Genomic DNA, 16,620 nt, shown 5'->3' with positions numbered 1-16,620 from the left:
GTGTTGACAGTACCGGAACATCCTTTTGGATTGATGGCAAAGGTATATCGAGATATTTTTCCGCTCGTTCATCAAGAGCTGGACATATGGAAGCAAAAATCAGAATCGATTCATAACAGTGAATTGAAAGCACAGGCAACCGCAAGTATTCGGGACAAAACGTTTCACTGTGAAGGCGGCGGCATACTGGCCTTATTGTCAGGCAGCCAAAAACAGAAATGTGTCGAGTTTATCATCGCGTATCAAACGATAAGTGATTATTTGGACAATCTGTGTGACCGCAGCACCTCGCTGGACCCGCAGGATTTTCGGATGCTCCATGCCTCAATGCAGGACGCACTGACAGTTGGGGCGGAACTGCAAAACTATTATCAATTCAGGGAAGAACAGGATGACAGCGGATATCTGCACGAACTGGTCAAAACGTGCCAGCGTGTCCTCGGCTCCATTGAGCACTATGACATGATTAAACCTTATCTGCTTGAACTGTGCGGCTATTATTGCGATTTGCAGGTGCATAAGCACGTTATTGAGGATGAGCGTGTTCCGCGGCTTGAAAAGTGGTTTACTCAATATGAATCAGAGCTGCCTGAGATGGAATGGTATGAATTTTCAGCCTGTGCAGGCTCAACGTTAGGCATTTTCTGTCTGGTTGCGTATTCGTTCCAGCCTGATTTCACAAAAAGCACCGCTAAAAAAATCCGCGACAGTTATTTTCCTTACATACAGGGCCTTCATATCCTGCTTGATTATTTGATTGATCAAGAGGAGGACTTGCTGGAAGGAGACTTGAATTTCTGCTCGTATTATCAGTCTCATGAAGAGATGATGGATCGGCTTGAACACTTTATCCATAAAGCCGACGAGCATTTACAAGGCATTCCGCATGAAAACTTCCATCGTTTAATCAATCGCGGCTTGCTTGGTGTTTATTTGTCAGATGATAAAGTGGCAGGCCAAAAGGAAATGGGCCGGCTCGCAAAGAAGCTGATCAAAGCCAGCGGAAAAACCTCCCTTTTCTTTTATATCAACGGCAGAGCCTACCGGAAATTTCAAAAAATGTCCTGGATGAAAAACTCAAAGAAAAAAGCTCAAATCATTTGCTGATCTGAGCTTTTTTTTCGATGGCGACAATAAATGGCGGGTCATTTTGCTGATTGATAAATCCGTATGTTAATACACGGGCTGATTGCTGGTCCAAGTCCCGGCAAAACTCGAGCACGTCGTTTTTTTCAGCTTTGCCTTCCGGGTGGCCATGATAGACGACGAGAACAATCAGACCTTCGTCTTTCATGATGCTGAGAAGCTGTTCAATTGCTTTGATCGTAGAACTGCCGTTTGTCGTAATTGATTTGTCCCCGCCCGGCAAATAGCCGAGGTTAAATACCGCGGCCGCCACTTTGCCATGTGTTTCAGGCGGGAGGGATTCAGCGATTTTATCATGGCTTTTGTGAAATAACGTTGTTCGCGCTTGATACATGTCACCGAGCCGTTCCTTTGTATTGGCCACGGCTGATTCTTGGATGTCGAATGCGTACACATGGCCGTTTTCACCAACAAGCTCCGCTAAAAACTGTGTATCATGTCCGTTGCCCATTGTCGCATCTACGACAATATCTCCTTCTCCCGCGGCCATTTTCAGCAGTTCTTTGCTATAAGGGAGAATTTTCTTCAAAATCATAGCGCTGATTCCTCCTCAAGCCGCTGAAAGAACTTTCCTTGATAGCTGCCTCGATTTTCTAGCTCTTTATTAATGGCGCCAAGCACTTCCCATTTGTTGACGCTCCACATTGGCCCGATCATCAACTCAATCGGTCCGTCACCTGTAATGCGGTGGACGATCATTTCAGGCGGAATGATCTCAAGCTGATCGCAGACGAGCTGCACATAATCATCTTGAGAAAGAAATTCCAGCTTCCCCTTTTCATATTGCTTGACCATTGGCGTGCCTTTCAGTAGGTGAAGCAGATGGATTTTAATGCCCTGGACATCCAAATCTGCGACGGCCTTTGCCGTTTCCATCATCATGTCCCGGTCTTCCAAAGGCAGCCCATTGATAATATGCGAGCAGACACGTATGCCGTGTTTTCTTAATTTATTGACGCCTTCCACATAGCAGTTAAAATCATGTGCGCGGTTGATCAGAAGTGCAGTCCGTTCATGAACTGTTTGAAGCCCAAGCTCCACCCACAAATAGGTGCGTTCATTCAGCTCTGCCAGGTAATCAACGACATCATCAGGCAGACAGTCAGGGCGAGTGGCGATCGAAATGCCAACCACATCATCAAGCGCTAGCACTGATTCGAATTTTTCGCGAAGCACCTCAACCGGGGCGTGAGTGTTTGTGAAAGCCTGAAAATAAGCGATGTATTTGCCGTCCTTCCATTTTTCGTGCATGCGGTTTTTGATGTCGTGGAATTGCGTAATTAAATCATCGGCCCTGTTCCCGGCAAAATCGCCGGAGCCTGCTGCGCTGCAAAACGTACAGCCTCCGTGGGCAACGGTGCCATCCCGATTTGGGCAGTCAAAGCCGCCGTCAAGCGCCACTTTAAACACCTTATGGCCGAAATGATCTCTGAGATGATAATTCAATGTATGATAGCGTTTTTCCGTATTTGAATAAGGAAAAGGATTGTTCTGCATCACAATTCATGTGCCTCCTTGCGTACGATTGCATCCTAAAATTGTAGCACGCATTTCACAAGAGAACAAATGAATATCGACCATAAATTACTTTATTGAACAAAGTCAGATGAGGCTACAATATGAATGATGGATGATTTCCATTACCAAGAGGAGGGGTTACTGTGGCAACAAGACAATCAGTAGATGAACATCTCCAGCAATGTATGCAGGCCTATGATTATGCTGAAGAACAGCTGAAAATCGCTTCTAAACAAGAGCATTATAACGATCAAGAATATAGTGATGCACAAATGCAGCTTGAAGATGCGGTAAATGCCTTGAATAAGCTATGGCTGTCGTCAAATGATCAGCAGAGAGAACAGCTGTACAGAATGAGACTTCAGCTTCAATCTTTGCAAAATAATATGATCCTGCAGCACCCTCTTGATGTGTAGGAAAACGGACCCTTTTAAAAGGGTCCGTTTTTTTGTAAAAAAAGGATTGACTTTGTGAGTCAAAGTATTTATTGTATTAAGTGTACTAATTGAAGTAATACACTATAGACACTAATATAAAATCATTTATATATTGACATTAAGGGAGGCAGTTATGAAACATAAAAAACGAAACAAACGTAACGTGCCAATGCTGATTGCGGCATCTGTGATCGCTTGTTCTTTTTTTCTTGTTCTTGTGATGATCGGTTTTGAATGGCAAAAAAGTATAATTGATCATTTTTATCTATAAAAGGTTCAGATCGTATAGAAAGTAGGGAAGTAAATGATTCAAATCGATCCAAGAAGCTCAACACCCATTTACGAACAAATTATTCAGCAAATGAAAGAGCTTTGTTTGAAAGGGATCATGAAGCCTGGTGATAAGCTTCCTTCTGTCAGAGAATTGGCAACGATCATTATTGCGAATCCGAATACTGTCAGCAAAGCGTATAAAGAACTTGAGCGAGAGGGGATTATTGAGACGCTGCGGGGCAGAGGGACCTATATATCGGAGAATGCAAAAACGACACTGGTTGAAGGGAAGATGACGATGATTAAAGAGCAACTCAAACAGCTCATCATCGATGCACACTATGCAGGGGTTGAGCTGGAAAAACTGCACGAATGGATAAAGGAAATCAGCGCTGATGTGAAGGGAGGCAAAAAAAATGATTGAACTGCGGCAGCTGTCAAAAGCGATTGACGGCAATCAAGTATTAAAAGATGTTTCATTAACAATCGAAAAAGGAGAAATCTTTGGATTGCTTGGACGCAACGGATCAGGGAAAACGACGATGCTTCGCTTAATCCAGCAAATCATTTTCGCTGACAGCGGAACGATTTTATTTGACGGCGTAGAAATCAAAAAGCACCCGAAGGTCAAACAAAATATCATCTACATGCCTGTTCAAAATCCTTTTTACGACAAGTATACATACAAGCAGCTTGTTGATATCCTGAGAAGAATATATCCGAAATTTGATGTCACGTACGCGAATGAACTGATGAACAGATACGAAATTCCAGAAACGAAAAAATACCGTGAGCTGTCGACAGGCTTGAAAAAACAGCTGTCGCTCGTTCTGTCGTTTGCGGCGAGACCGGCGCTGATCCTCCTTGATGAGCCGACGGATGGTATTGATGCGGTAACTAGACATGATGTGCTGCAGCTGATGGTCGATGAAGTGGCAGAGCGTGATACGAGTATCCTGATTACGTCCCACCGGCTTGAAGACATAGAGCGGATGTGCAACCGAATTGGCTTTCTTGAAGATAACAGGCTGACCAACGTCATGGATCTTGATGAATTAAAAGAAGAATACATCAAAATACAAATGGCGTTTGACACAGATGTCAATCTGGCGATCAGAGAGCAAAACATTCCGATGCTCGATCAGGCCGGCGTGTTTTACACAGTGCTGATTCCGAAAAGCGATGAGGAGAAAAAGAGCTTTTTGAGAGAGCTGAAGCCAAAAGTATGGAATGAGCTTCCTGTCAACCTGGAAGAAGTGTTCATTGCGAAGTTTGGAGGGAAGCGGAGATGGTAGACCGAGGCCTTCTCTATCGAGAGTGGAAGCAGAATAAAGTGGTGATTTTGCTAAGTATTGCGTTTTTAGTGCTGGCAAATCCGCTTTCTATCATTAATACGTATTTGTCTTATCAAGGGTGTCTGGCTCATCAAGACCCGCAATATTGTGAATTTATTGTGAATTATCATAGGAGCAATCTAATAGATATCAACTGGGTGCCGGGGGTCATTTTGGCGGTCTGCTTCCTCGGAATGGAACGTTCGAAAGGCACGATGGATTTTATATTAAGCCTCCCATATAACAGAAGCCAAATTTTTCAGACGAAATTTTGGTTAGGCGGTTTTGTGATTGTGCTGTCGCAATTAATTGGCTTTTTATTTGCGTGGCTGCTGATTCTTGTCTATAACCCTGAACACGTCTACTTTTTTGAGCACAGCAGCGTTGGAGTAATTGTGATTAGTTTTATGGCTTATTGTTTGTTGATGGCTGCTGGTGCATTAACGGGGAATGTTTTTGCCCAGTTATTAACGGCATTTGCTGCTGCGGTATTGCCGTATTTAATTGTTGCATTGCCGGTTGGAAACTTTGAAGTTGTTTTTGGTGTGAATATATGGGAAATGTTCCCTTCCCCGGAGGTGTATTTCTCTCTGACGAGCAATTTATTATATCTTGTGCCCATTGGTTATGTTGCAAGTGACTGGCTTATCGATAGTAAATATATTTTAATGATTCCAGCTGCCATGAGCATTCTGTTTTACTTGATTGGTTTGATAAGCTTCAAAAAGCATCCCAGTGAACGAAACGGACACTTTTTCTTATGGAACAGATTAGACCGTCCGGTGCAAATTCTGGTTATGGCTTTCGGCATCCTTGGATTTGGTTTATTTGGATACTATACCGGACATTCCATTATTGGTTATATTTTGGGTATGATCATTGGGGCAGTGGCTGGATTCTTTGTGAGCTACTTCTCTATTTATAAGAAAACAAAAGTGTAAGAAATGCCATAGGTTTGGAGGGAAGTGAGTTGCCGGATTCCGGACTGCTTTACAAAGAGTGGCGGCAGAATAAAGTCGCCTTAGTTATCACCATTTTGGTTTTTATATTGGGTAATCCATTATCAATTTTAAATATGTATCTCATCTATCAAGGCTGTGTCACTGGAAAAGAAAATTGGGTCGGCCCCTGCGTATTCAGCGTTGATTATTTAAACAGCTCATTTATCTCATTGTTTTGGATTTGGGGAGTCGTTTTGGCGGTCAGCCAGCTAGGGATTGAACGAAGCAAGGGCTTTTTTGATTTTACATTAAGCCTTCCGTATACAAGAGGGCAGATATTTCATGCGAAGTTCCTTACTGGCGGAATGGTGATTGTGATACCGCAACTCATAGGTTATGTTTTATCTGTTTTGCTGATCATACTTTTGAAGCCTGATCAGGCCGTTTATTTTCACAATTACAGCTTGGGAATGATTATTGTTAGCATGCTGGCTTATTCTTTGGTTATGGCTGGAGGAGCTTTGACAGGCAATAGTTTCGCACAGCTTCTAGTCTCATTTACCGTGGCCATTTCGCCGTTTTTACTCATCAGCCTGCCTGTGATCAACCTCGAGATCCTTATTGGCGGATCAATCGATTTTATCCATGGTCCAGTACCTAAATGGGTGCAGTATTTCATTCCGATAATTTATGTAGACTCGAAATGGGCTGAGAATTCACCATATTATTTAGTCATTCCGGCTATCATGACTATCATTTTTTTCATCATCGGCTATATTAGCTTTGTTAAAATGTCTAATGAAAGAAACGGATATTTCTTCTTATGGAAGCCGCTTAACCGCCCGGTGCAGATCATCGTTATTATCATAGGAATCATGGGCTTCGGCTATTTTGGATTTACTGCAAGCGAGAGCTTTGCCGGTTATCTCATTGGCATGGGTACAGGTGCGGTAATCGGTTTCTTGATTAGTTATTTTGCGATTTATAAAAAAATGAAACTTTTGTAAGGGAGAGAGAACATATGATTGATGTTCAGCATATCGACCATTCTTTCACGATCGGAAAAAAGGGCCGTGAGAATGAAGTTCCAGTATTGAAGGATGTTTCATTACGTGTGGCGAAAGGTGAGATCGCCTGTATTGTCGGGCGAAGCGGCTCAGGGAAATCAACGCTTTTGAATTTGATTTCCGGCTACATATCGCCGACAAAAGGGCGGATTGTCATTAATGGCACTGATGTTACGGGGTTTAATGAAAAGGAATGGGCGCAATTTCGGCTTGACCATTTTGGTTTTATTTTCCAAAGTTTTCAGCTCATCCCGGGTTTAACGACGTATGAGAATGTTGAAATGCCGCTGGCGTTAAAAGGGATCAAGCCCTCTGAGCGGAAGCAAAAGGTGCAGGACATGCTGAAACGCGTCGGTCTGGAAAACCACGCCGCTCATTATCCGAATGAACTGTCAGGCGGCCAGCAGCAGCGTGTCAGTATTGCTCGAGCATTGATTTTAAATCCTTCGATTATCTTAGCGGATGAGCCGACGGGAAGCCTTGATTCAGAAACGGAACATGAAGTGCTGGAATTGATCCAGCAGCTGAATCGTGAGCGTGGCATTACATTTGTGATCATTACTCACGATGATGAAGTCGCTTCTATCGGACATTCAAAATTTCAGCTTCATGATGGTGTGCTAAAAGGAGGAATTACCGTTGAGGTTTAAGGATCAGGTTCATTTTATCAGAAGAAATATGAAGAAAAACAGACTTCGCGTCTTTATGACGATTCTTGCGACAACAATGGCGTGTGCGTTTTTGGTTGTGCTGTCGTCCGTTGGATTTGGGATTCAAAAGACAATTACAGATATGACAATGAGCCAGCAGATTGTAACGAAAGTCAGTGTAATGGGCAAGGAAGGAGACAAGCCTATTAAAAAAGCTGATTTAGAGAAGTATGATCACGTAAGGTCAGTTGTAGAAAGAACGCAAGTGTATGAACCAAACAAAGCTACTTTAGGCAATCGTACAAATGAAAGCTCAAATCTCATTTTTACTAATATGAATGATGAATTAAAGGCCAATATGGAATTGGAAAAGGGAAGAGTCGCAAAGTCGGAAAATGAAATCGTAGTAGGATACGACTTCGCAAAGAGATTATTGACGAAAAAAGAATCGGAAGAATATAACAAAAAAATCGAAGAAGCAAAAGGAAATCCAGAAGATATAAAAGAACCAAAGGGCTATACGAAAGATATTCTGAACAAAACAATAGAACTAAGTGTATCGAAGACAGATCCTAAAACAGGGGATGTTACAAAAACAAAAACATATGACTTTAAAATTGTCGGTATTACAAAAAAACCATCTCAAGACTGGATGGAGGACTCAAACATTTTTATCAGTGATCAATTCAAAAAAGATTTTTCGGAATTCTTAGATTTCAAAGGCGGAAATGTTGAAACGAACATTGGTGTTTTTGCTGATAAGTTTGAGAATGTGGAACAGCTGACAAATGATCTAACAGATGACGGGTACTATGTCACATCAGTGACTACTGAACTTGAGGGAGCCAATACCTTCTTCATGGTCTTCAAAATCGGACTGATCTTTGTCGGATGTATCGCAGTTATCATTTCAGCGATCGGCATTTTTAACACGATGACGATGGCGGTGACAGAGAGAACGCAAGAGATCGGCATTATGAAAGCGATTGGGGCGAGCCCGTCAATCATTCGCCGAATGTTCTTGATGGAAAGCGCGTATATCGGAATTTTAGGCTGTGTGATTGGGATTATCATTTCTTACGGCGTGAGCTACCTTGTCAACCTGGCCGTTCCGATGATTCTTGCGGCCACAAGCGGAAGCGATGCGGGCGACTTGAATTACACATTCTCCTACATCCCGGCGAGTCTTGTGATCATTGCCGTTGTGATTTGCGGAGGGGTCGCAGTCATTTCCGGAATGAACCCGGCGAGAAAAGCAACAAAAACCAACGTGCTGACAGCGTTGAGAAGAGAACTATAATGCGAACGAGCCGGCTGAGACAGCCGGCTTTTTCTATAGCGCATGATAGCGTTTTGCTATACACTTGATAAAAAAGGAAAAAGTGCGGTGAGTCGATTGTTTAAACTTTTGCTGATTGAAGATGATGAATCGCTGTTTCATGAAATCAAGGATCGTTTAACGGGATGGTCCTATGATGTATACGGCATTCAGGATTTCAGTCAGGTGCTGCAGGAATTTGCGGCGGTTAATCCTGATTGTGTCATTATTGATGTACAGCTGCCTAAATTTGACGGCTTTCATTGGTGCCGGCTGATCCGCTCCCGGTCAAATGTTCCGATTCTCTTTTTATCCTCCCGGGATCATCCTGCTGATATGGTGATGTCCATGCAGCTCGGGGCAGATGACTTTATTCAAAAGCCATTTCATTTTGATGTGCTGATTGCGAAAATCCAAGCAATGTTCCGGCGTGTGCACCATTATAATACGGAGCCGAGTACGATTAAAACATGGTGCGGCGCTGCTGTAGACGCGGAGCAGAACCTCGTCAGCAATGACAAAGGATCTGTTGAACTGACCAAAAATGAGATGTTCATTCTTAAACAATTAATAGAGCAAAAAAACAAGATCGTCAGCCGGGAAGAGCTGATCAGAAGCTTGTGGAACGATGAGCGTTTTGTTAGTGATAATACGCTGACCGTCAATGTCAATCGCCTGCGAAAAAAACTGGACGTCCTGCAGCTTGGTGCATATATCGAGACAAAGGTGGGCCAGGGCTACATCGCGAAGGAAGAGGACAAGTTCTATGATTAAAGCATTCCTTATCGAAAGGCGGAGCTGGTTTGCCGCGTTTTTGTTTCAGCAGGCTTTGATGCTGTTCATTGCTTTTGTCGATCCTTCCATATCATTCGGGAATGTACTTTATATGGTGTATTTGTGCATCTTGTTTTTTATCATATTCCTTTGGTTCCGCTATCGGAAAGAAACAGCGTTTTATAAAAGCTTGAAAACATGGGAGAACAATCTCGATGTGACAGCCATAAATGAACCGGAAACGCCGTTTGAAGCAATGGTTGAAAGAAGCATTGCCGGGCAAACAGAACACTTGAAGCAGACCGCAGCACGGCATCGCTTAGCATTGGAAAATGAAAAAGATGAGCTGATGGCATGGATACATGAGGTCAAAACCCCATTAACAGCGATGCATTTAATCATTGATAGAATGGAAGAAAAAGCACTGAAATCTCAGCTGTCATATGAATGGCTGCGTATTCACCTGCTTCTTGATCAGCAGCTTCATCAAAAACGCATTTCATTTATTGAAAACGACCTGTCAGTAGAATTCATTCAGCTTCAGCCTTTGATCTTTAAAGAAATCAAAGATTTACAATCGTGGTGTATCCAAAAAGGGATCGGTTTTGACATACAGCTCGATGCCAAAGAAGTGCTGAGCGATGCAAAATGGCTGGCGTTTATCATCAGGCAGCTGCTGACAAATGCGGTGAAATACAGCGAAGCCTCTGAAATTGAGATCAAAAGCTTTCAAAAAGGGGAACAGACGAAGCTCCAAGTGAAAGACTGTGGCAGGGGCATTGATCCAAAAGATGTACCGCGTATTTTTGATAAAGGGTTCACATCCACAACAGATCACCATAATCAAGCGTCCACTGGCATGGGGCTGTACTTGGTGAAAAAAGCAGCGGCGCCGTTATTGATTCATGTTGATGTTGAGTCGGAGTTCGGTGCGGGGACAGTTTTTACATTAACCTTTCCGAAACGGAATCAATTTGAACGGGTCATAAGCGTGTGACGAAAATGTCACATGCTTTTCTTTTTTGTTCGCCGTATCGAAGGAAAAGCCCGGCATTCCTTTTTATAATGAGATTATCCAATATAAAGGAGACTGCGTAAATGATGATTTTAGAAGCGAATAAAATTCGAAAAAGTTATGGAAACAAGCTGAATAAACATGAAGTGCTGAAGGGCATTGATCTTCACATTGAAAAGGGCGAATTCGTCAGTATTATGGGTGCTTCCGGGTCAGGAAAAACCACTTTGCTTAATGTACTGTCCTCAATCGATCAGGTCAGTCACGGAACCATTCATATTAATGGAAATGACATGACGGCTATGAAGGAAAAGCAGCTGGCTGAATTCAGAAAACAGCATTTAGGCTTTATCTTTCAGGATTACAATTTGTTAGACACATTGACAGTGAAAGAAAATATCCTTCTGCCATTATCAATCACGAAACTGTCAAAAAAGGAAGCCAATCGTAAGTTTGAGGAAGTTGCAAAGGAACTGGGAATATATGAATTGCGGGATAAGTACCCGAATGAAATTTCCGGCGGCCAGAAGCAGAGAACATCCGCCGGAAGAGCGTTTATTCATGACCCGAGCATTATTTTCGCTGATGAGCCGACCGGCGCGCTCGATTCGAAATCGGCCTCCGATTTATTAAACAAGCTGAGTCAGCTCAACCAAAAACGCAACGCCACGATTATTATGGTCACCCATGATCCTGTCGCGGCCAGCTACTGCGGCAGAGTCATTTTTATTAAGGACGGGCAAATGTATACACAGCTGAATAAAGGGGGCCAGGACAGGCAAACGTTTTTCCAGGATATTATGAAAACGCAAGGCGTGTTAGGCGGGGTGCAACATGAACATTAATCAGCTCATCCTGCGAAATTTGAAAAAGAATCTTCGGAATTACTATCTGTATGTGTTTGCGCTCATCTTTAGTGTGGCGCTTTATTTCGCCTTTGTCACGCTGCAGTATGATCCAGCAATTAACGAAGTGAAGGGTTCAATCAAGGGAGCCGCGGCTATTAAAACCGCTTCGATTTTGCTTGTGGCTGTAGTGGCGATCTTCATTTTATATGCCAATACGATTTTTATTAAGAGACGGAGCAAAGAAATCGGGCTGTTTCAATTAATTGGAATGACGAAGCATAAAATTTTTCGCATCTTAAGCGCAGAAAATGTCATGCTGTATTTCGGTTCATTAGCGATCGGGGTCGCGGCCGGGTTTTCGATATCGAAGCTTGTCTTGATGATTCTGTTCAAAATTGTCGATGTCAAAGCGGATGCGAAACTGCATTTTTCTGAGCAGGCCTTGGTCCAAACGGTCATTGTGTTCTGCGGCATTTACCTTTTGATCATGATCATGAATTATACGTTTATCAAAAAACAGAGTATTTTATCTTTGTTTAAAGTAACGTCCTCCACTGAAGACAAAGTAAAGAAAATATCATTTTTCCAAATGATAATCGGCGCTTTAGGCATCGTGTTGATTTTGACAGGATACTATGTGTCTTCTGAGCTGTTTGGCGGAAAATTTAAGACCATTAATGAACTGTTTGTTGCGATGAGCTTCATTCTGGGGAGCGTCATTATCGGGACGTTTTTGTTTTATAAAGGATCAGTTACGTTTATCTCGAATATCATTCGAAAAAGCAAGGGCGGCTACTTAAATATTTCTGAGGTCCTGTCACTGTCATCAATCATGTTCAGAATGAAATCGAATGCTCTGCTGCTGACGATTATTACAACCGTTTCAGCACTTGCGATCGGGCTGTTATCTCTTGCATATATCTCGTATTACTCGTCAGAAAAGACCGCTGAACAAAATGTAGCGGCTGATTTTTCATTCATGAATGAGAAAGATGCCAAGTTATTTGAAAACAGATTGAGGGAAAGCAACATCTCGTTTGTAAAAAAGGCAACACCTGTCCTGCAAGCAAATGTTGACATCGCAAATATTATGGATGGAACTCCGAAAGAGATGCAGGGCGACCCCAGCAATATGCAGCTTGCTGTTGTTAGCGACAAAGATGTAAAAGGAGTCGATGTGGCGGCTGGAGAAGCCGTTTTCTCAGGATACACCGACTTGCTGCAAAAAATAATGGTTTTCAAGGACTCTGGTGTTATTAAAGTAAAAAGCAAACATGAGACGCAGCCATTAAAATATAAAGGATTAAGAGAAGAGTTTCTTGTGTCCTACACGTTTACAAGCGGGGGCATGCCCGCTGTCATTGTGGATGACAGCCTGTTTAAACAGGTGAACAAGGATAAAGACCCCCGCATTCAGCTGGCGCAATCTACCTTTATCGGCGTCAATGTGAAACATGACGATCAAATGGAAAAAGCAAATGAGCTTTTTCAACAGGTGAACAAGAAAAACGAGCATTTATCAAGACTGGATACAAGCGCTGCGCAAAAATCACTGTTTGGTATGGTGATGTTCATCGTCGGCTTCTTAGGGTTAACGTTCCTGATTACATCAGGTTGTATCCTTTATTTTAAACAAATGGGAGAAAGTGAAGATGAAAAACCGAGCTATACAATTTTAAGAAAACTCGGCTTTACGCAGGGCGACCTGATAAAGGGGATACGCATCAAACAAATGTACAACTTCGGCATTCCGCTCGTTGTCGGCCTCTTCCACAGTTACTTTGCCGTCCAATCCGGCTGGTTCTTATTCGGATCAGAGGTATGGGCGCCTATGATTATGGTGATGGTGTTATATACTGCGCTCTACTCCATTTTTGGTTTTCTGTCAGTTCTTTATTATAAGAAGGTCATTAAATCGTCGTTGTGAAACAGAAAAAGCTCCAGACATTCTGGAGCTTTTTGTTTATCGTTTTGGCGCCCTATAACCGGCGGCTTCAGCTTCTTCAACTGAGCAAAACATTTCAGCCGGATCGGTTGTCCGGTCGTAGTATGTACTGCCTGGCGTGTGGTAGATGCCGTTTTTGCTTCCTTTGATATTACAGCCTTCTGCTTTGTCAGCTGTTTTGGTTTCATCACTTTTACTCGTATTGTTTGAAGAACTTCCAGTGTCTTCATGAGAACTGGCGGTTTGGCTTTCCGTCTCTTTTAATTGATTTTCAAGCTTTGTTTTATCTTGTCGGAGTGTTTCATTTTCAGCCTTTGCCGTTTTTGCATCTTCTTTGAGCTGCTTTTGATTTTCTTGAAGCTCTTTAATCTCAGCTTTTAATGATTTCTGAGTCTTTTTTAGATCGCTATTTTCGTTTTTAAGCTTCTCAAGCTTGTCTTGATCTTCTTTGTTGTCTTTTAATTTCTTTGCTTCAGAGCTGACAGATTTATATTCTTTCTCAAGTTCTTCGTGTTCTTTTGTGAGGTTTTTATATTCGGCGTTTAGCGCTGAATATTTTTTCTCGGCATTTGCTGCGGCAGTGTCAGGTTCTGCCAATGCTGCTCCGGTAAAGAGCAGCACAAGGCCTCCAATGAAAAGCGGCCAAAAAAGTCTCTTGGAGAAACGTTTTTCCTTGTTCAGTACATATCTGACAAGGTGATATAATCCATAGCCCAGTGCAATGAGACATGCCAGAAAACCTAAGAATGCTAATACCATTTCCATAATATGACCCCTTTTTCTATTTATTTTACATTTTTCAAACAATATTTGTTAGATTTTTTCACGCTCATCAGTTGAAAAATGTGAGAGAGACAGATAGAATGAATGTGCTATGATAACTGGATTCGTACGGAGCCGTTTTAGGTTTCGTTTTTTTCATGAGCTTTTTTAGGTAAGAAAGGGGGATGAGTATGCCGCGTGCTCTTAAAATTTTAGTCATTGGAATGTTTATCAATGTGACGGGTGCTTCTTTTTTGTGGCCGCTGAATACGATTTATATCCATAATCATTTAGGAAAGTCGTTAACGGTAGCCGGACTTGTCCTGATGCTGAACTCCGGCGCCAGTGTGGCTGGCAATTTATGCGGAGGTTTTTTGTTTGATAAAATCGGCGGTTTTAAATCGATTATGCTTGGGATAGCCATTACGTTAGCAAGCCTGATGGGCCTTGTCTTTTTTCATGATTGGCCGACCTATATTGTGCTGCTGACGATTGTGGGCTTTGGCTCCGGTGTTGTTTTTCCGGCCAGCTACGCAATGGCGGGATCGGTATGGCCTGAAGGGGGAAGGAAGGCATTTAATGCGATATATGTCGCGCAAAACGCGGGTGTGGCCGTCGGTTCAGCGCTTGGCGGTGTCGTGGCATCTTTCTCGTTTTCATATGTATTTTTGGCAAATGCCGTATTGTATCTGGTCTTTTTCTTTATTGTATATTTCGGATTTCGAAATATTCAGACGGGAGATGCATCCCAAACATCCGTGCTTGATTATGATGCTGTGAACAGCAAAGCAAAATTTGCCGCGCTCATCATTTTAAGCGGAGGCTATGTACTCGGATGGCTGGCTTATTCTCAATGGTCCACCACAATTGCTTCGTACACACAAAGCATTGGAATATCTCTTTCCTTATACAGTGTGCTCTGGACGGTTAACGGAATTCTCATTGTGCTTGGCCAGCCGCTTGTCGGTTTTGTGGTGAAAAAATGGGCCGAGTCTCTAAAAGCGCAAATGGTCATCGGCTTTATCATTTTTATTGTGTCTTTCAGCATGCTGCTGACTGCAAAGCAATTTCCGATGTTTCTCGCTGCGATGGTGATCCTGACGATCGGAGAAATGCTTGTTTGGCCTGCTGTGCCGACAATTGCCAATCAGCTTGCCCCTAAAGGGAAAGAAGGCTTTTATCAAGGCTTTGTCAACAGCGCGGCTACAGGCGGCAGAATGATTGGCCCTCTGTTCGGAGGAGTGCTTGTCGACCATTACGGCATTAAGGCTCTTGTTTTATCTCTGTTGGTATTGCTGCTGATCAGTATTGCCACAACGCTTCTATATGACAAACGGCTAAAATCAGCTAAAGAAACAAATAAGCAGGCATCAATCTCTTCATAATAAAAGATCCCGCTGGATGAGCGGGATCTTTCAGCGTGTCGACAAACCCTCGCATTCGTTGTCAGGCCTGCGCTTCGGTGCTCACGAATTAGAACATTCGCTCCGCTCCTATGCTCGTCCTTCCTAGACTTCAAGGGTTTTCAATCACGCTGAAAAGATGACAAAATCCTAAAATGAAAACCATTTTAGGATTTTGTCAACAATCTGAAAGATCCCGCCGGATGAGCGGGATCTTTTTACATAATCGGAAGCACGTTAACGGCATCCTTTACATTTGAATATGTTTTCAGCGACGAAAAATTGGCATCCAGTTTATTCATTTTCATGGCCAATTCAGGCTTAATGCCGGTAATGATTAACTCAGTTCCGGTAATTTCAGCAAATGGCTCAGCTTGAAAATTTGGTCGGCCGTTTGTTCGTTCACTTGGGCCAATCCGGATAAATCAATGATCAAATAATCATCTTTGGATGTTGATAAGATATTCGTCAATGTGCAAACAATGGAATTAAATCGCTCCTCTGTCAGGTTTCCGACTAGCGGAAGAGCCGAAATGCCATTGCGAATCGGGACAATAGGAGTTGAAAGTGCAGTAATTTCCGTGAGGGAATCCTCGAGAAGCTTTTCATACTCTTTTTGCTTGGTGATGTCTTTCTGAATTCCGACAAAATACGTTTTATCCTCTATTTCCATTGGATCAATATTTAATTCATTCCAGAACATCGTTCCGTCTTTTTTGTAGTTTTGAATCTGAACGGTGACCGGTTCTTTATTTTGTAAAGCGGTTCTGATGTTGTCCACTTCTGCAGGATCTGTGTGTTTCCCCTGTAAGAAGCGGCAGTTCTTTCCTAAAATTTCCTCGGTCTCGTAGCCGGTCATTTGAACAAAGCCTTGATTTACGTAGATAATAGGATTATCTTCAAGTGCGGGATCTGTAATTACCACACCGACTCGCACGTGATCAAGCGCTTTTTTGATGACTTCCAGCTGTCCTGGTATCCCAAATGATTGAAAACTAGCCATATAAATCCCCCTTAGGCCGTCAGCTTGCTATGCGAAAGCCTGATATTCCCCTTTTTTAAAATGAATTCTACAGTAACCGTAGCACAACACATGTTCTGATTCAAGCAAGTGCAGTTTGTTGTTTGTCATTAGGGCTTGTCCTCGTATACACTAAAAATAAGAACAGAATTTGAACATATGAACGGA

General features: G+C 42.6%; 17 protein-coding genes and 1 pseudogene. 14 read left to right on the top strand and 4 right to left on the bottom strand.

Annotated features, from left to right (window positions below; all coding sequences use genetic code 11):
- Positions 1 to 3: 3 nt before the first annotated feature.
- Positions 4 to 1,107 carry a tetraprenyl-beta-curcumene synthase gene (tbcS, locus tag NSQ16_RS15705; RefSeq protein ID WP_327837431.1) on the top strand — a complete coding sequence of 368 codons (1,104 nt, stop codon included), beginning with the start codon at positions 4 to 6 and terminating at the stop codon, positions 1,105 to 1,107.
- On the opposite strand, the gene NSQ16_RS15700 is transcribed toward tbcS, so the two are convergent.
- Entirely contained in the window at positions 1,097 to 1,681 is a 585-nt protein-coding gene (locus NSQ16_RS15700) for a class I SAM-dependent methyltransferase (protein ID WP_014480625.1), read from the bottom strand. The two genes, tbcS and NSQ16_RS15700, sit on opposite strands and share 11 nt — an antisense overlap.
- Complete coding sequence (locus NSQ16_RS15695; protein ID WP_080529696.1) at positions 1,678 to 2,646, bottom strand: TIGR01212 family radical SAM protein; 969 nt, start codon at positions 2,644 to 2,646, stop codon at positions 1,678 to 1,680. Before NSQ16_RS15695 ends, NSQ16_RS15700 begins: the two co-directional genes overlap by 4 nt.
- Before the next feature lie 161 nt (positions 2,647 to 2,807).
- On the opposite strand from NSQ16_RS15695, the gene NSQ16_RS15690 reads away from it, so the two are divergent.
- The 12 genes from NSQ16_RS15690 to bceB all read left to right on the top strand — a co-directional run bounded on the left by NSQ16_RS15690 (position 2,808) and on the right by bceB (position 13,248).
- On the top strand, positions 2,808 to 3,080 hold the full coding sequence (locus NSQ16_RS15690) for a YtzC family protein (RefSeq protein WP_003229117.1): 273 nt from the start codon (positions 2,808 to 2,810) through the stop codon (positions 3,078 to 3,080).
- Positions 3,081 to 3,234: 154 nt separating this feature from the next.
- On the top strand, positions 3,235 to 3,372 hold the full coding sequence (locus NSQ16_RS15685; RefSeq protein WP_003229119.1) for a hypothetical protein: 138 nt from the start codon (positions 3,235 to 3,237) through the stop codon (positions 3,370 to 3,372).
- A gap of 33 nt (positions 3,373 to 3,405) precedes the next feature.
- The gene (gene ytrA, locus NSQ16_RS15680) at positions 3,406 to 3,798 is read left to right on the top strand and encodes a GntR family transcriptional regulator YtrA (protein WP_003229121.1); all 393 of its coding nucleotides are present in this window, start codon (positions 3,406 to 3,408) and stop codon (positions 3,796 to 3,798) included.
- Positions 3,791 to 4,669: an ABC transporter ATP-binding protein YtrB gene (gene ytrB, locus NSQ16_RS15675; protein ID WP_003229123.1), complete on the top strand. Its 879-nt coding sequence runs from the start codon at positions 3,791 to 3,793 to the stop codon at positions 4,667 to 4,669. The genes ytrA and ytrB overlap by 8 nt, the downstream gene beginning before the upstream one ends.
- Positions 4,663 to 5,649 carry an ABC transporter permease YtrC gene (gene ytrC, locus NSQ16_RS15670; RefSeq protein WP_327837429.1) on the top strand — a complete coding sequence of 329 codons (987 nt, stop codon included), beginning with the start codon at positions 4,663 to 4,665 and terminating at the stop codon, positions 5,647 to 5,649. The genes ytrB and ytrC overlap by 7 nt, the downstream gene beginning before the upstream one ends.
- 29 nt (positions 5,650 to 5,678) lie before the next feature.
- Positions 5,679 to 6,656, top strand: coding sequence for an ABC transporter permease YtrD (ytrD, locus tag NSQ16_RS15665; RefSeq protein ID WP_015714562.1), 978 nt, complete (start codon positions 5,679 to 5,681; stop codon positions 6,654 to 6,656).
- Positions 6,657 to 6,670: 14 nt separating this feature from the next.
- Positions 6,671 to 7,366, top strand: a complete 696-nt coding sequence (ytrE, locus tag NSQ16_RS15660) for an ABC transporter ATP-binding protein YtrE (RefSeq protein WP_014477726.1) — start codon at positions 6,671 to 6,673, stop codon at positions 7,364 to 7,366.
- A complete protein-coding gene (gene ytrF / locus NSQ16_RS15655; RefSeq protein ID WP_015251399.1) occupies positions 7,356 to 8,666 on the top strand; it encodes an ABC transporter permease YtrF in 1,311 nt (436 codons plus the stop codon). Before ytrE ends, ytrF begins: the two co-directional genes overlap by 11 nt.
- A 96-nt stretch (positions 8,667 to 8,762) precedes the next feature.
- A complete protein-coding gene (bceR, locus tag NSQ16_RS15650; RefSeq protein WP_048655237.1) occupies positions 8,763 to 9,458 on the top strand; it encodes a two-component response regulator BceR in 696 nt (231 codons plus the stop codon).
- Positions 9,451 to 10,455, top strand: a complete 1,005-nt coding sequence (gene bceS, locus NSQ16_RS15645; RefSeq protein WP_327837424.1) for a two-component sensor histidine kinase BceS — start codon at positions 9,451 to 9,453, stop codon at positions 10,453 to 10,455. Before bceR ends, bceS begins: the two co-directional genes overlap by 8 nt.
- A gap of 101 nt (positions 10,456 to 10,556) precedes the next feature.
- A complete protein-coding gene (bceA, locus tag NSQ16_RS15640) occupies positions 10,557 to 11,318 on the top strand; it encodes a bacitracin ABC transporter ATP-binding protein BceA (RefSeq protein WP_327837422.1) in 762 nt (253 codons plus the stop codon).
- Positions 11,308 to 13,248 carry a bacitracin ABC transporter permease BceB gene (gene bceB, locus NSQ16_RS15635; RefSeq protein WP_327837420.1) on the top strand — a complete coding sequence of 647 codons (1,941 nt, stop codon included), beginning with the start codon at positions 11,308 to 11,310 and terminating at the stop codon, positions 13,246 to 13,248. Before bceA ends, bceB begins: the two co-directional genes overlap by 11 nt.
- Before the next feature lie 36 nt (positions 13,249 to 13,284).
- Here bceB and NSQ16_RS15630 read toward each other — a convergent pair whose 3' ends face one another.
- Entirely contained in the window at positions 13,285 to 14,031 is a 747-nt protein-coding gene (locus NSQ16_RS15630; protein WP_327837418.1) for an LMBR1 domain-containing protein, read from the bottom strand.
- A 188-nt stretch (positions 14,032 to 14,219) separates the two neighbouring features.
- Here NSQ16_RS15630 and NSQ16_RS15625 point away from each other — a divergent pair, with 188 nt between their 5' ends.
- On the top strand, positions 14,220 to 15,413 hold the full coding sequence (locus NSQ16_RS15625) for an MFS transporter (RefSeq protein WP_327837416.1): 1,194 nt from the start codon (positions 14,220 to 14,222) through the stop codon (positions 15,411 to 15,413).
- Positions 15,414 to 15,649: 236 nt separating this feature from the next.
- Here the strand turns inward: NSQ16_RS15625 and NSQ16_RS15620 are convergent.
- Positions 15,650 to 16,434, bottom strand: a pseudogene (locus NSQ16_RS15620) (blue-light photoreceptor).
- Between the last annotated feature and the right edge of the window lie 186 nt (positions 16,435 to 16,620).

This window comes from Bacillus sp. PS108, from assembly GCF_037963335.1.
Classification (GTDB): domain Bacteria; phylum Bacillota; class Bacilli; order Bacillales; family Bacillaceae; genus Bacillus; species Bacillus subtilis.
Note: the sequence above shows the minus strand (reverse complement) of the source record. Positions and strands in the feature narration are given on the sequence as shown.